Origin of the sequence: Pseudomonas sp. PDM21 (assembly GCF_014852505.2) — a bacterium.
In the GTDB taxonomy this organism is placed as follows: Bacteria; Pseudomonadota; Gammaproteobacteria; order Pseudomonadales; family Pseudomonadaceae; genus Pseudomonas.
Map to the genome: position 1 here is coordinate 34,991 of NZ_CM181223.1, position 14,690 is coordinate 49,680.

Below are 14,690 nucleotides of genomic sequence, written 5' to 3' on the forward strand. Positions count from 1 at the left end.
CCTTAACGGAGGGATTGCGAGCTAGAACGAGACTAGGAAGAGTGCGGTTTGGAAGCGGAGTTTACGAATGTAAATGAGCATTCGAAACCGTGCTCTGACGACGTATCGTCGACGCGCAGCAGCCCGTGTTGCTTAGCGCGCCGAGATCTTGATGAGCTTGGCATAATAGAAGCCGTCATGCCCGCCGTCCTGCGGCAGCAGCTGGCGGCCATGGGGCTGCTTGATGCCCCACGGACCGGGCAGGTCCAGCTCGCGGGCGCCGGGGGTGCGCGCGAGGAACGCGGCGATCTGTTCGCTGTTCTCCTGCGGCATTACCGAGCAGGTCGCATAGACCAGCACGCCGCCGACTTCGAGGGTCGCCCACAGCGCATCGAGCAGCTCGCCCTGCAACTGCGCCAGCGCCTCAATGTCCTCGGCGGTGCGGGTCAGCTTGATGTCCGGATGCCGGCGGATCACACCGGTGGCGGAGCACGGTGCGTCCAGCAGGATGCGCTGGAACGCCTTGCCGTCCCACCACTTGGCGGTATCACGGGCGTCGGCGGCGAACAGTTCGGCCGAAAGCTGCAGGCGGGCGAGGTTCTCGCGTACGCGCACCAGGCGGCTCTCTTCCAGGTCCACGGCAACCACGCCAGCCAGCGCCGGCTCGGCTTCCATCAGGTGGCAGGTCTTGCCGCCGGGGGCGCAACAGGCATCCAGCACGCGCTGGTTCGGCGCCAGTTCCAGCAGGTCGGCGGCCAGTTGCGCGGCTTCGTCCTGCACACTGACGCGACCTTCGGCGAAGCCCGGCAGCTCGCGCACGTCGCACGGCTGCACGAGATGGATGCCGTCGCGGCTGAACTCGCAGGCGGTCGCTTCGAAGCCGACGCGGTTCAGCTCTTCCAGATAGGTATCGCGGCTGCCGTGACGGCGGTTCACCCGCAGGGTCATCGGTGGGTGCGCGTTGTTGGCGGCGCAGATTGCTTCGAACTGCTCAGGCCAGGATTTCTTCAGTGCCTTCTGCAGCCAGCGCGGATGCGCCAGGCGCGCGGCCGGGTCCTTGTCGACCTCGGCCAGCAGGGTTTCGCTCTCGCGCTGGGCGCGGCGCAGTACGGCGTTGAGCAGGCCCTTGGCCCAGGGCTTCTTCAGCTTGTCCGCGCAGCCGACGGTCTCGCCGATCGCCGCGTGCGGGGGAATACGGGTGTAGAGCAGCTGGTACAGACCGACCAGCAGCAGGGCCTCGACGTCACGGTCGCCGGCCTTGAACGGCTTCTGCAGCAGGCGTGCAGCGAGGGTGGACAGGCGTGGCTGCCAGCGGGCGCTGCCGAAGGCCAGCTCCTGCACCAGACCACGGTCGCGCGGCTCGACATTCTCCAACTGGGTCGGCAGCGAGCTGCCCAGCGAGGCGCGGCCGGCGAGCACGGCGGCCAGCGCGCGGGCGGCCGCCAGACGGGGATTGGTACTCATGCGCCCAGCACCTGCCCTGGCGCGAACTGCTCGCGACGGCTGTTGAACAGGTCGGCGAAGGCCAGCGGCTTGCCGCCGGGCAGTTGCAGGCGGGTCAGCAGCAGCGCGCCTTCACCGCAGGCGACCAGCAGACCGTCGCGGCTGGCATCGAGAATCCTGCCGGGCTCGCCCTTGCCTTCTGCCGGCTTGGCGCCGAGCACTTTCAGCGTGGCTTCGCCGAGGGCGGTGTGGCAGACCGGCCAGGGCGTGAAGGCGCGGATGCGGCGCTCCAGTTCGTCGGCTGGGCGCGACCAGTCGATGCGCGCCTCTTCCTTGTTCAGCTTGTGCGCGTAAGTGGCCAGGGCGTCGTCCTGCACCTCGCCCTTGAGCGCGCCGGCGGCGAGGCCCGCGATGGCCTCGACCACAGCTTTCGGGCCGAGTTCGGCGAGCCGGTCATGCAGGCTGCCGCCAGTGTCGGCGGCGGATATCGGCGTGCTGACCTTGAGCAGCATCGGCCCAGTGTCCAGGCCCGCTTCCATCTGCATCACGGTTACGCCGCTCTCGGCGTCGCCGGCTTCCACCGCGCGCTGGATCGGCGCGGCGCCGCGCCATCGCGGCAGCAGGGAGGCGTGACTGTTGATGCAGCCCAGGCGCGGGATATCCAGCACCAGCTGAGGCAGGATCAGCCCGTAGGCCACCACCACCATCAGGTCCGGCTTGAGCGCGGCCAATTCGGCCTGGGCGGCTGGGTCGCGCAGGGTCGGCGGCTGCAGAACCGGCAGGCCGTTCTCCAGTGCGAGCTGCTTGACCGGGCTGGGCATCAGCTTCTGGCCGCGGCCGGCCGGGCGGTCCGGCTGGGTGTAGACGGCGACGATCTCATGGGGAGTATCGAGCAGTGCCTTGAGGTGTTCGGCGGCGAATTCCGGGGTGCCGGCGAAGACGATGCGCAGTCTCTGACTCATATCGGGCTCACAAAAAAGCTCTCTATGAAAGAGCTGGCGGGGCTTGCCGGGGCAAGCCTTTGGGGGATGGGGTCACGCCTGTTGCCGGTGTTGCTTTTCCAGCTTCTTGCGGATGCGGTCGCGCTTGAGGTTGGACAGGTAGTCGACGAACAGCTTGCCGTTGAGGTGATCACACTCGTGCTGGATGCACACCGCGAGCAGGCCCTCGGCCTCTTCCTCGAACGGAGTGCCGTCGCGGTCCTGGGCCTTGATCCGCACTTTCTGCGGACGGTCTACATTTTCGTAGAAGCCCGGCACCGACAGGCAGCCTTCCTGGTACTGGTCCATTTCCTCGGTGAGGAATTCGAACTCGGGGTTGATGTAGACCCGGGGTTCGGACTTGTCCTCGGACAGGTCCATCACCACGACGCGCTTGTGCACGTTGATCTGCGTGGCGGCCAGGCCAATGCCCGGCGCCTCGTACATGGTCTCGAACATGTCGTCGATCAGCGTGCGCAGGGCGTCATCGAAGACCGTGACGGGCTTGGCGATGGTCCGCAGGCGCGGATCGGGGAATTCGAGAATGTTCAGAATGGCCATATACGTTTGTGATGCACTTGTGGAATAAAGTCAAAATCGGCTGCTAATATGCTGAGCAGCATCGAAAAACGCTGGAAAGCGCGGTAGGGGCGGCTTCCAGGCGTTTCATGTGTACACATAATAAAGGGATTCACCGCATGAGGAAAACACTACTCGCCCTGCTGCTGCTCGCCGCAGGCGGGGTGGCGCAGGCTGCCGTGCAGCTCAAGGAAGGCCATCCGGATCGCTATACCGTAGTGAAGGGCGACACCCTCTGGGACATCTCCGGCAAGTTCCTCAGCAAGCCGTGGAAGTGGCCGGAAATCTGGCAGGTGAATCCGCAGATTCAGAACCCGCACCTGATCTATCCGGGTGACGTGCTGAGCCTTACGTATGTCGACGGCCAGCCACGCCTGATGCTCAACCGCGGCGAATCGCGCGGGACCATCAAGCTGTCGCCGCGGGTACGCAGCACTCCGATCGCCGAGGCGATCCCGACCATCCCGCTGGACAAGATCAACGCCTTCCTGCTGTCCAACCGCATCGTCGATAGCACCGATGAGTTCGCCAATGCCCCCTATGTGGTTGCGGGTGACGCCGAAAGCGTGATCAGCGGTGCCGGCGACCGCGCCTACGCTCGCGGCAACTCGCTGTCCGAAGAGGGCAGCTATGGCATCTTCCGTCAGGCCAAGGTCTACACCGATCCGGAAACCAACGAAGTCCTGGGCGTCGACGCCATGGATGTCGGCAGTGCCAATGTCACGGCGAAGGAACGCGATATCGCCACCCTGAACCTGACCCGCTCGACCCAGGAAGTCCGCTCGGGCGACCGCCTGTTCCCCACCGAGGAACGCGCGATCACCTCGACCTTCATGCCCAGCGAGCCGAGCACCCCGATCAAGGGCATCATCATCGACGTGCCGCGCGGCGTGACCCAGATCGGCAAGTACGACGTGGTGACCATCGACAAGGGTACCCGTGATGGTCTCGTCGAAGGCAACGTACTGGCGATCTACAAGCTGGGCGAAACCGTGCGCGATCGCGTCACCGAAGACATGGTGAAGATCCCGGACGAGCGCTCGGGCCTGGTGATGATCTTCCGCACCTACAACCGCCTGAGCTACGGCCTGGTGCTGACCGCCACCCGTTCGCTCGAAGTCAACGACCGCGTCCTCAATCCCTGATCGACGTGTGAGTTGAAGAAAACCCCGCTCCGGCGGGGTTTTTTGTGGGCGCGATCCGGAAGGGTCCGACAGCGGGGGCTACGGCTGGCGCGGCATAGTCCGGGCGTCTGCCCCTCTCCCAGGACTGCGCCATGCCCCAAGACCCGACTCTCTCCCCGTCCGAACTCGAAGCACGGCTGCGCCTGCACGGCCTGCCGGAGCTGGGCCCCCGACGCTTTCGCCGCCTGCTGGAGGCCTTCGGCTCGGCTTCCGCCGCCATGAGCGCGCCCGCGGCTGCCTGGCGCTCCCTGGGGTTGCCCGCCGTCTGCGCAGAGCCGCGCCGCGATGCGTCCATCCGTGAGCCGGCGGCTCAGGCGCTGCGCTGGCTGGAGGCGCCGGAGCATCATCTGGTCATGTGGGACACCCCCGGTTACCCCGCTCTGCTCGCCGAGCTGGATGATGCGCCGCCACTGCTGTTCCTGGCGGGCGATCCGGGTCTGCTGGAGCGCCCGCAACTGGCGATGGTCGGTAGCCGCCGGGCCAGCAAGCCGGGGCTGGATACCGCACGGGCCTTCGCCCGCAGCTTGGCCGGCGGTGGCTTCGTGATCACCAGCGGGCTGGCGCTGGGCATCGACGGCGCGGCCCATGAGGGGGCGCTGGAGGTCGCAGGAAAGACGGTGGCGGTACTGGGCACGGGGCTGGAGCACCTCTACCCGCGTCGTCATCTGGGGCTGGCGAAACGCATCGTCGAGCAGGGCGGTGCGGTGATCTCGGAGCTACCGCTGAGCTGCGCGCCCCAGGCGTCGAACTTCCCGCGGCGCAACCGGATCATCAGTGGCCTGTCACTGGGCACCCTGGTGGTGGAAGCCAGCCCCTCGAGCGGGTCGCTGATCACGGCGCGGCTGGCTGCCGAGCAGGGCCGCGAGGTCTATGCGATTCCCGGCTCCATCCATCATCCCGGCGCGCGTGGCTGCCACGAGCTGATCCGCCAGGGAGCGATGCTGGTGGAAACGGTCGAGCACATCCTCGAAGGCTTGCAGGGGTGGACGCACGCTGCGCGGACAGTAGAGGTCGCGCCAGCCTTGTCGCCTCACCCACTGGTCGACCTGCTGCGCGCGGCACCGCAAAGCAGCGAGCAGCTGGCGTTGCGCAGCGGTCTGCAGCTGCCGCAGCTGCTGGCGGAACTCACCGAGCTGGAGCTGGACGGGCGGGTGGCCTGCGAGGCCGGCGTCTGGGTGCATCGAGCCCCCTGAGCACGTAAACTGCCGCGCATCGCAGATCCGAGGAATTCACGATGTACAGCAACTGGCGTACCCAGCGCATGGCCCAGGTCGTGCGCGACGGCGGTGTGATCGCTTACCCGACCGAAGCCGTCTGGGGCCTGGGCTGCGACCCGTGGAGCGCCGACGCCGTGTACCGCCTGCTGGCGATCAAGGCGCGCCCGGTGGAAAAGGGCATGATCGTGGTGGCTGGCGACATCCGCCAGTTCGACTTCCTCCTCGAAGACCTGCCCGAAGCCTGGCAGGACAAGCTCGCCAACAGCTGGCCCGGCCCGAATACCTGGCTGGTGCCGCACCAGGGGCGCCTGCCCGAGTGGGTAACCGGCGAGCACGAGACCGTCGCCCTGCGCGTCACCGACCACCCGCTGGTACGCGAACTGTGCCGCTTCACCGGCCCGCTGATCTCCACCTCTGCCAACCCCGCCGGCCGCCCTGCCGCGCGCAGCCGCCTGCGCGTCGAGCAGTATTTCCGTGGCGAGCTGGATGGCGTGCTCGGTGGCGCCCTGGGCGGGCGCCGTAATCCGAGCCTGATCCGCGATCTGCGTACCGGCGAGACCGTCAGGCCCTCCTGACTCTGTAAGGGCCCCGTCCTGCCTACGGATACACTCTTTACGGCAGCAGGATGGTCGACCCGGTGGTGCGCCGCGCCGCCAGTTCGGTTTGCGCCTTGGCCGCCTCGGCCAGGGCGAAGCGCTGGTTGATTTCCACTTTTACCTTGCCGCTGGTGAGCATGCCGAACAGGTCGTCGGCCATGGCCTGCAGACGCTCCGGCGTACTGGCATAGCCGAACAGCGTCGGCCGGGTGACGTAAAGCGAGCCCTTCTGCGAAAGGATGCCCAGGTTCACCCCGTCCACCGGGCCGGAGGCGTTGCCGAAACTCACCACCAGGCCACGCTGGGCGGTGCAGTCCAGCGAGGTCAGCCAGGTGTCCTTGCCCACCGAGTCGTAGACCACCGGGCACTTCTTGCCATCGGTCAGCGCCAGCACGCGCTCGACCACGTTCTCGTGGCTGTAGTCGATGGTTTCCCAGGCACCGTGGGATTTCGCCAGCTCCGCCTTGGCGGCGGAGCTCACGGTGCCGATCAGGTGTGCGCCGATGGCCTTCGCCCACTGGCAGGCGATCAGCCCGACGCCGCCGGCCGCCGCATGCCAGAGGATGGTCTGGCCCGGCTGCACGTTGTAGGTCTGGCGCAGCAGGTACTGCACGGTCAGGCCCTTGAGCATGACCGCGGCGGCCTGCTCGAAGGTGATCGCATCCGGCAGCTTCACCACGCTGGCCGCCGGCAGCGTGTGCTGCTCGCTGTAGGCGCCCAGCGGGCCGGTGGCGTAGCCGACGCGGTCGCCGACCTTCACGCTGGTCACCGCACTGCCCACCGCTTCCACCTCGCCGGCGCCTTCGGTACCGACGCCGGAGGGCATGCTCGGCGCGGGGTACAGGCCGCTGCGGTAGTAGGTGTCGATGAAGTTCAGGCCGATGGCGCGGTTGCGCACCCGCACTTCGTTCGGGCCCGGCTCGGCCGGGGTGTAGTCGACGATCTCGAGGACCTCCGGGCCGCCGGTCTTGGCGAATTGAACACGCTTGGCCATGTCGCTCTCCTGAGGGCGCGAGGCTCTGCCTCGCCGGGGAAAAGACTTTCATCCAAGCCGCCCGCAAGACGGGCGTCAAGACCAGCTTTGCCGGGTCCGATGGTATGCTTGCCCCCGTTTTCGTACCTGAACCCCGCTCCGGCCCGCGCCACGCGTGGCTTTCCCGCTCCAAGGTGATTCCCGTGACCGACCGCATCGAGGCCGTGAAGGCCTACCTGCTCGACCTGCAAGACCGCATTTGCGCCGCACTCGAAGCCGAGGACGGCAACGCTCGTTTCGTCGAGGACGCCTGGCAGCGACCGGCGGGCGGCGGTGGTCGGACGCGGGTGATCGGCGACGGTGCGCTGATCGAGAAGGGCGGCGTGAATTTCTCCCATGTCTTCGGCGCCGGCCTGCCGCCGAGCGCCAGCGCGCACCGTCCGGAACTCGCCGGGCGCGGCTTCCAGGCGCTGGGCGTGTCGCTGGTGATCCACCCGACCAACCCCCACGTGCCGACCTCCCACGCCAACGTGCGCTTCTTCATCGCCGAGAAGGAAGGCGAGGACGCGGTCTGGTGGTTCGGCGGTGGCTTCGACCTGACGCCCTACTACGCCCATGAGGAAGACTGCGTGCTGTGGCACCAGGTCGCCCGCGATGCCTGCGCGCCCTTCGGCGAGGACGTCTACCCGCGCTACAAGGAATGGTGCGACCGCTACTTCCACATCAAGCATCGCAACGAACCGCGCGGTGTTGGCGGCCTGTTCTTCGACGACCTGAACCAGTGGGATTTCGACACCAGCTTCGCCTTCCTGCGGGCCATCGGCGATGCCTATATCGACGCCTACCTGCCCATCGTGCGCAAGCGCAAGGACACCCCGTACACCGAGCAGCAGCGCGAGTTCCAGGCCTTCCGCCGCGGCCGCTACGTCGAGTTCAACCTCGTCTACGACCGTGGCACCCTGTTCGGCCTGCAGTCAGGCGGGCGCACCGAGTCGATCCTCATGTCGCTGCCGCCGCAGGTGCGCTGGGGCTACGACTGGAAGCCAGAGCCGGGCAGCGAAGAGGCGCGCCTGACCGAGTACTTCCTCACCGATCGGGACTGGCTGGCGCAGGCCTGAGTCGAGCTTTCACGAACCTGCAGGAGCGCAGGTGGTAACCCGGCAATCTCAAGCCCTTTCCTTCAATACTTACGTTCCAGGATTCTGAATGGACCGCTACTGCGTCTTCGGCAACCCTATCGGCCACAGCAAGTCACCGCAGATCCACCGTCTGTTCGCCGAACAGACCGGCCAGGCGCTGAGCTACGACACGCGACTGACACCGCTGGACGACTTCGCCGGGAACGCCCGCGAGTTCTTCGCCGAGGGCCTGGGTGGCAACGTCACCGTGCCATTCAAGGAAGACGCCTACCGCCTGGCCACCGAGCTGAGCGAGCGAGCGCGCCGGGCTGGTGCGGTGAACACCCTGAAGAAACTCGACAGCGGCGGGCTGCTGGGCGACAACACCGATGGCGCCGGGCTGACCCGCGACCTCACGGTGAACCACGGCGTCGTCCTGCGTGGTGCGCGCATCCTGGTGCTGGGCGCCGGTGGCGCGGTGCGCGGCATCCTCGAACCCTTCCTCGGCCAGCAGCCGGCCTGCATCGTCATCGCCAACCGCACGGCGGCCAAGGCCGAGCAACTGGCGGAAGCCTTCAAGGACCTGGGCCCGGTGAGCGGTGGTGGTTTCAACCTGCGCGCCGAGCCCTTCGACCTGATCGTCAACGGCACCTCGGCCTCCCTGGCTGGCGAGCTGCCGCCCATCGAACCTTCGCTGATCGAGCCGGGGCATACCGTCTGCTACGACATGATGTACGGCAAGGACGTGACGGCCTTCAACCGCTGGGCCGCCGAACACGGCGCGGCGCGCTGCATCGACGGGTTGGGCATGCTGGTCGAGCAGGCGGCGGAAGCCTTCCTGCTGTGGCGCGGCGTACGCCCGGATTCGGCGCCGGTGCTGGATGAATTGCGCCGTCAGCTCAAGGGCTGATCAGCGCTCCTACCGGATACTCCTGCGCTCGGATCGCCCCTCACCCTAACCCTCTCCCAAGGGGAGAGGGGACCGTTCGGTGCAGGATCAAGTCATGGCGTCAGCTGGCACGATCAGCTCCCTCTCCCTGAGGGAGAGGGCTGGGGTGAGGGGGAACGCGCAAATACGGATTGATCGGGGAAAGGCAGCTGCTCCTGCAACGGCGCACGCAGATCCCGATTGAACGAGGCGATGGCTCGCTCCTATTCCTCGACCAGCAACACCCCGCCCTTCCCCATCTGCTTTTCCAGCTCCGCGCGCACCCGTGGCCGGGCGTTGCGCAGCACCAGGCTGCGGCCTTCGCCGGCGAGGCGGCGGGCTTCCTGCTGGAGCATCTGCGCGCCGGCGAAGTCGATGAAGTTCACGTGGTGGGCGTCCAGCACCAGGCGTTCGCCGCGGCTGTGCTGCATCAGCTTCTGCAGGTAGTCGCAGGCGCCGAAGAAGATCGAGCCTTCGATGCGCAGCACTTCCTCGTCCTCCTTCTCCCACTGCTGCACGCGCGGCTGCGAGGTGCGCTTGAGGTAGAAGAACAGCGAGGCCAGCACGCCGGCGTAGATGGCGTTCTGCAATGGCAGCAGCAGGGTCGCGGCGAGTGTCAGCAGCATCACCAGGGATTCCGCGCGGCTGCATTTCCACAGTGCGCGCAGGGCCGGGCGGTCCACCAGGTTCCAGCAGATCAGCAGGATGCCCGCAGCCATGGCCGGCAGCGGAATGTGGGTGATCAATCCGGCGCCAGCCACCGCCAGCAGTGCGACCCACATTGCCGAGAAAACCCCGGCCAGCGGCGTGCGTGCGCCCGCATCCTGGTTCAGCCCGGAGCGGGTGAAGGAGCCGGCGGACAGCGTGCCCGACAGCCAGGGCCCGATCAGGTTGGACAGCCCCTGCGCGCGCACTTCCTGGTTGGCGTCCAGCGGCTGGTGCGAGCGCGCGGCCAGGGCACGGGCAATCGACAGGCTGGTGACCAGCCCGAGCATGCCGCAGGCCACGGCGGCGGGGAGCAACTGGGCGAGGGCGGACAGGTCGAACGACAACGCGCTGAACGGCGGCAGCGCGCTGCGGAAGGCGGCCACCTTGGCAACGTCGGAGAAAGTCGCCGGCATCGTCCAGACCAGCGCGCTGGCGCCGAACAGGCCGACCAGCAGCGCCGGCCCGCGCCGCCACAGGCGTTTGACGATCAGGCTCAGTACCAGGCTGAACAGGCCCACCAGCAGCGATGGCCCGTGGAACTGCGGCAGCTTCCAGCAGAGCGCGGCGGCGCTGGTCAGCGCCGTGCCCTGCCCCGCTGCACTGATGCCGAGCAGGTACGGCAACTGGCCGATTACGATCACCAGCGCGGCGCCGCAGGTGAAGCCGAGCAGCACCGAGTGCGAAACGAAGTTCACCAGCACGCCGAAACGCAGCATGCCCAGTAACCACTGGAACAACCCGGCGAGGAAGGTCAGCAGCAGCGCGTACTGGATGAACGGCGCGCTGCCCGGCGGCGCCAGCGGGGCGATGGCGGTAAACAGCACCACCGAGATCGCCGCCGTCGGCCCGCCGACCATGTGTTTCGACGAACCCCACAGGCAGGCGATCAGCACCGGCAGCATCGCCGCGTAGAGTCCGTACTCCGCCGGCAGTCCGGCGATCAGTGCGTAGGCCATGGACTGCGGCAGGGCGAGCACCGCGCCGGAAAGGCCCACGCCCAGGTCACGGCGCAGGTCGCGACCGCTGACCTGGGGCAACCAGACGAGGAACGGCAGCAGGCGGATCAGGCGCTCCATCGACGGCCTACAGCTTGGCCTTCACGGCAGCCAGCGCATCGCCGCCGTCGCGGGTCTTCACGCCTTGCAGCCAGGTGTCGAGGCTCTGCGGGTTGGCCTTGATCCAGGCTTTCACGGCGTCGGGGTTCTTCACGTTCTTCTCCAGCACCTCGGCCATGATGGCGTTCTCCATCTTCAGGTCGAAGGACAGGTTGGCCAGCAGCTTGCCGCTGTTCGGGCACTGCTCGGTGTAGCCGTTGCGGGTCACGGTGAACACGCTGCCGGTGCTGCCGAAATACTTCTCGCCGCCGGTGAGGTATTTCATGTCGTACTTCACGTTCATCGGGTGCGGCGTCCAGCCGAGGAACACCACCCAGCGCTCGCGCTTCACCGCGCGGCCTACCTCCGCAAGCATCGCCTGTTCGCTGGACTCCACCAGCTTCCAGTCGCCCAGGCCAAACTCGTCGCCTGAGATCATCTTCTGGATCGACTGGTTGGCCGGCGCGCCGGAACCGATGCCGTAGACCTTTCTGTTGAACTGGTCGGCGTGCTTGTCGAGGTCGTCGAAGGTCTTCACCCCGGCATTCCACACGTAGGTCGGCACGGCCAGGGTGAATTCGGTGCCCTGCAGGTTCTTCGCCAGCTGGGTGACCTGCTGGCTGGCGATGAACTGGTCGTGGAAGCCCTGCTGCGCCGGCATCCAGTTGCCAAGGAAGGCGTCGACCTGGCCGTCGCGCAGGCCGCCGTAGGTGATGGGCACCGACAGGGTGTCGATCTTCACCTTGTAGCCCAGGCCCTCGAGGAGGAAAGCGGCGATGCCATTGGTGACGGCGATGTCGGTCCAGCCCGGATCGGCCAGCTTCACCGTACTGCAGGCTTCATCTTCGGCCCGGGCCAGCGGGCCGCCCAGCGCCAGTGCGCTGGCCAGCAATAGTGCGGTTGCTTGTCGTACGGTGCGCTTGGTCATGCTCCCTTCCCCTTCGGCGTGTTGTGGTTGTTATTTCGGTTGCGGATAGCGGGCGCGGCGCTCCAGATCGTCGAGGTCGATGTGGTTGCGCATGTACTGCTGGCTGGCGTCGACCAGGGGCTGGTGATCCCAGCTTTTCAGCGTGCCGTGGGTCAGCGCGTCGGCCACCAGCCGGCGGCGGCGCTGGCTGGCCAGGACCTGCCGGGTGATGGCGGGCACATCCCAGCGCGCGCGGGCTTCACCCAGCAGGTCGCGTATCAGGTTGGCGTGGGCCGGCGAATCGATGAGGTTCCGCAGCTCTCGCGGATCGTTGGCGACGTCGAACAGCAGGCAAGGGTCCTGCTCGGAGTAGATGAACTTGAAGTCGCCGCGACGGATCATCATCAGCGGGCTGACGGTGCCTTCGGCGGTGTATTCGCCGATCACTTCGTCGTGGCCGCCAGTGCCTTGCAAGTGCGGTAGCAGTGAGCGGCCGTCGAGACCGACGCCGGGCTCGACCTGCCCGCCGGCCAGTTCGACGAGGGTCGGCAACAGGTCGACGGTGGACACTGACTGGCTGACCCGATGCGCGGCGAAACGCTTGGGCGCGTGCACCAGCAGCGGCACACGGGCGGCCATCTCGAACCAGTGCATCTTGTACCAGAGGCCGCGCTCGCCAAGCATGTCGCCGTGGTCGCCGGAGAACACGATCAGGGTGTCATCGGACAGGCCGCAATCCTCAAGGGTGCGCAGCAGCGCGCCGATCTGTGCGTCGACATAACTGCACGCACCGAAGTAGGCGCGGCGGGCGGCGCGCACCTTGTCCGCGGGCATTTCCTGGCCCCATAGGTCGATCACCTTGAGCAGGCGCTGGGAGTGCGGGTCCTGCTCGTTCTGGGCGATCTGCACCGAGGGCAACGGGATGTCCTCGTCGCGGTACAGGTCCCAGTACTCGCGCGGGATGGTGTAGGGGTCGTGCGGGTGGGTCATGGACACGGTAAGGCAGAACGGCTGCTCGGCGTGTTCGCGCACGTGGTCGTAGAGGTACTGGCGTGCCTTGAACACCACTTCCTCGTCGAAGTCGAGCTGGTTGGTGCGCACGCAGGGGCCGGCCTGGAGCACCGAGGACATGTTGTGATACCAGCTCGGGCGCACGTCCGGCTCATCCCAGTTCACCGCCCAGCCGTAGTCGGCGGGGTAGATGTCGCTGGTCAGGCGCTCCTCGTAGCCGTGCAGCTGGTCCGGCCCGCAGAAGTGCATCTTGCCCGACAGCGCGGTGCGGTAGCCCAGGCGGCGCAGGTAGTGCGCGTAGGTGGGAGTGTCGGCGGCAAAATCCGCGGCATTGTCCCAGGCGCCGATTTTTGTCGGCAGCTGGCCGCTCACCAGGGTGAAGCGCGAGGGCGCGCAGAGCGGGCTGTTGCAGTAGGCCGAGTCGAAGACCACGCCTTCACCGGCGAGGCGCGAGAGGTTGGGTAGCTTGATGGGCGACTGGGTGTCGTAGAAGGGCAGGAGCGGCGCGGCCATCTGGTCGGCCATGATGAAGAGGATGTTTGGGCGCTGGCGCTTCATGGCGTTGGGCTTATCCTGTTGGCGCTGTTATGGGATGCTGTGCGGTACGAGTCTGTTGGCTGCTGGATTAGGGGTAAAGCGCATGGCGCAGCATGCTTCGGATAACACCTGCTTATGCGAGAGCAAGCCATGAGCGTGCCGCTGGAACTGCTGCGTGTGTTCGAGTCCGCTGCGCGGCTGCTCAGCTTCACCGCCGCCGCCGGCGAGCTGGGCACCACCCAGCCGGCGGTCAGCCAGCAGATCAAGCGCCTGGAGAAACTCCTCGCCGTGCGCCTGTTCGACCGCATTCACCGGGGCATTGCCCTCACCGAAAGTGGACAGGTGCTGCAGCAGCACGTTCAGGCCGGGTTGGAGGCCATCGACGCCGGTATCGCCGCGGTCACCGCGCGACATCCCCACGAAGTGCTGCAGGTCGCTACCGACTTCGCCTTCGCCGCGTACTGGCTGATGCCGCGCCTGCCGCGCTTCCGCCAGGCGCATCCGGAGCTGGACGTCGGCCTGATCAGCAGCGACCGCAGCCCGATTGCGCTGCGCAGCGACATCGACGTGGCCATCGCCTTTGGCGACGGGCGCTTCAAGCACGGCGAGGCGCTGCGTCTGTTCAGCGAGGAGGTCTTCCCGGTGTGCAGCCCGCGCCTGCTTGAGGGCCGCGAGCTGCCGCTGTCGCCCCAGGCACTCACCGAATTGCCGCTGCTGCACCTCAAGCCCGAGGCTTCCAGCCGCTGGTTCGACTGGGGCGGCGTCTATCGCGCGCTGGGCATCGACGGCGCGCCAGCCCCGGCCGGGCTGCGTTTCGACAACTACACCCTGCTGGTGCAGGCGGCCATCGCCGGGCAGGGCGTGGCCATCGGCTGGCGGCATCTGGTCGACGAACTGCTGGAACAGGGGTTACTGTGCCGACCCATCGCCGGATCGCAGCAGTCGCGCTTCGGCTATTACGCCGTGCTGCCCGAGCGCAAACGGCGGATGCGCCTGGTGCAGCGTTTCGTCGACTGGCTGCAGGCGGAACTGGAGCAGGACCGATGAGCGAGATTCAGGACTTCCACGCCCACGTCTATTTCGACGCCGGCAGCATCGAGCGCGCCCGCGCGCTGTGCGAGGAGGCGGCGCGCCGCTTCGGCGCGAAGATGGGCCGCGTCCACGAGCGGCCGGTCGGCCCGCATCCGGACTGGAGCTGCCAGTTGGCCTTCGACAACGCTATCTTCGCCACCTTGGTGCCGTGGCTGGCGCTGAACCGCGACGGCCTGGTGATCCTGATCCACCCCAATACCGGCAACGACCTGCGTGATCACCGCGACTACGCCATGTGGCTGGGCGCCTTGCGGCCGCTGGACCTCTCGCAGTTCACGAGCTGACACTTTTTTGCATTCGATAATAATTCTCGATTCGGTGTATGCTGCCCACCCTTCGTATCG

14 protein-coding genes are annotated in these 14,690 nt (G+C 67.0%); 7 read left to right on the plus strand and 7 right to left on the minus strand.

Annotated features, from left to right (window positions below; translation table 11 throughout):
• Positions 1-132: 132 nt before the first annotated feature.
• The 3 genes from rsmB to def form a co-directional block, all read right to left on the minus strand.
• Entirely contained in the window at positions 133-1,443 is a 1,311-nt protein-coding gene (gene rsmB / locus IB275_RS00155) for a 16S rRNA (cytosine(967)-C(5))-methyltransferase RsmB (protein WP_192294346.1), read from the minus strand.
• Positions 1,440-2,384, minus strand: coding sequence for a methionyl-tRNA formyltransferase (fmt, locus tag IB275_RS00160; protein WP_192294344.1), 945 nt, complete (start codon positions 2,382-2,384; stop codon positions 1,440-1,442). The genes rsmB and fmt overlap by 4 nt, the downstream gene beginning before the upstream one ends.
• Positions 2,385-2,456: 72 nt before the next feature.
• Positions 2,457-2,963 carry a peptide deformylase gene (def, locus tag IB275_RS00165; RefSeq protein ID WP_192294342.1) on the minus strand — a complete coding sequence of 169 codons (507 nt, stop codon included), beginning with the start codon at positions 2,961-2,963 and terminating at the stop codon, positions 2,457-2,459.
• A gap of 137 nt (positions 2,964-3,100) precedes the next feature.
• Here def and IB275_RS00170 point away from each other — a divergent pair, with 137 nt between their 5' ends.
• The 3 genes from IB275_RS00170 to tsaC all read left to right on the plus strand — a co-directional run bounded on the left by IB275_RS00170 (position 3,101) and on the right by tsaC (position 5,957).
• Positions 3,101-4,126, plus strand: coding sequence for a LysM peptidoglycan-binding domain-containing protein (locus tag IB275_RS00170; RefSeq protein WP_192294340.1), 1,026 nt, complete (start codon positions 3,101-3,103; stop codon positions 4,124-4,126).
• Between the two features lie 131 nt (positions 4,127-4,257).
• Positions 4,258-5,358: a DNA-processing protein DprA gene (gene dprA / locus IB275_RS00175; RefSeq protein ID WP_192294338.1), complete on the plus strand. Its 1,101-nt coding sequence runs from the start codon at positions 4,258-4,260 to the stop codon at positions 5,356-5,358.
• 41 nt (positions 5,359-5,399) lie between these two features.
• Positions 5,400-5,957: an L-threonylcarbamoyladenylate synthase type 1 TsaC gene (gene tsaC, locus IB275_RS00180; protein WP_081518955.1), complete on the plus strand. Its 558-nt coding sequence runs from the start codon at positions 5,400-5,402 to the stop codon at positions 5,955-5,957.
• A 37-nt stretch (positions 5,958-5,994) separates the two neighbouring features.
• Here the strand turns inward: tsaC and IB275_RS00185 are convergent, their stop codons facing one another.
• Positions 5,995-6,972: an NADPH:quinone reductase gene (locus IB275_RS00185; protein WP_192294336.1), complete on the minus strand. Its 978-nt coding sequence runs from the start codon at positions 6,970-6,972 to the stop codon at positions 5,995-5,997.
• Positions 6,973-7,154: 182 nt separating this feature from the next.
• On the opposite strand from IB275_RS00185, the gene hemF reads away from it, so the two are divergent.
• The gene (gene hemF / locus IB275_RS00190; RefSeq protein WP_192294334.1) at positions 7,155-8,069 is read left to right on the plus strand and encodes an oxygen-dependent coproporphyrinogen oxidase; all 915 of its coding nucleotides are present in this window, start codon (positions 7,155-7,157) and stop codon (positions 8,067-8,069) included.
• An 88-nt stretch (positions 8,070-8,157) separates the two neighbouring features.
• Positions 8,158-8,979 carry a shikimate dehydrogenase gene (gene aroE, locus IB275_RS00195; protein WP_192294331.1) on the plus strand — a complete coding sequence of 274 codons (822 nt, stop codon included), beginning with the start codon at positions 8,158-8,160 and terminating at the stop codon, positions 8,977-8,979.
• A gap of 242 nt (positions 8,980-9,221) precedes the next feature.
• Here the strand turns inward: aroE and IB275_RS00200 are convergent, their stop codons facing one another.
• Genes IB275_RS00200 through betC form a run of 3 tightly spaced genes read right to left on the minus strand, consistent with a single transcriptional unit; the run spans position 9,222 to position 13,275 of the window.
• Entirely contained in the window at positions 9,222-10,781 is a 1,560-nt protein-coding gene (locus tag IB275_RS00200; RefSeq protein WP_192294330.1) for a SulP family inorganic anion transporter, read from the minus strand.
• A gap of 7 nt (positions 10,782-10,788) precedes the next feature.
• Entirely contained in the window at positions 10,789-11,727 is a 939-nt protein-coding gene (locus IB275_RS00205) for a choline ABC transporter substrate-binding protein (RefSeq protein WP_192294328.1), read from the minus strand.
• A 30-nt stretch (positions 11,728-11,757) separates the two neighbouring features.
• Positions 11,758-13,275, minus strand: a complete 1,518-nt coding sequence (gene betC, locus IB275_RS00210; protein ID WP_192294326.1) for a choline-sulfatase — start codon at positions 13,273-13,275, stop codon at positions 11,758-11,760.
• Positions 13,276-13,404: 129 nt separating this feature from the next.
• Here betC and IB275_RS00215 point away from each other — a divergent pair, with 129 nt between their 5' ends.
• Positions 13,405-14,301 (plus strand): choline sulfate utilization transcriptional regulator, encoded by an 897-nt coding sequence (locus IB275_RS00215; protein WP_192294324.1) that lies wholly within the window; start codon positions 13,405-13,407, stop codon positions 14,299-14,301.
• Positions 14,298-14,630: a DOPA 4,5-dioxygenase family protein gene (locus IB275_RS00220; RefSeq protein ID WP_192294322.1), complete on the plus strand. Its 333-nt coding sequence runs from the start codon at positions 14,298-14,300 to the stop codon at positions 14,628-14,630. The genes IB275_RS00215 and IB275_RS00220 overlap by 4 nt, the downstream gene beginning before the upstream one ends.
• Positions 14,631-14,690: the final 60 nt, after the last annotated feature.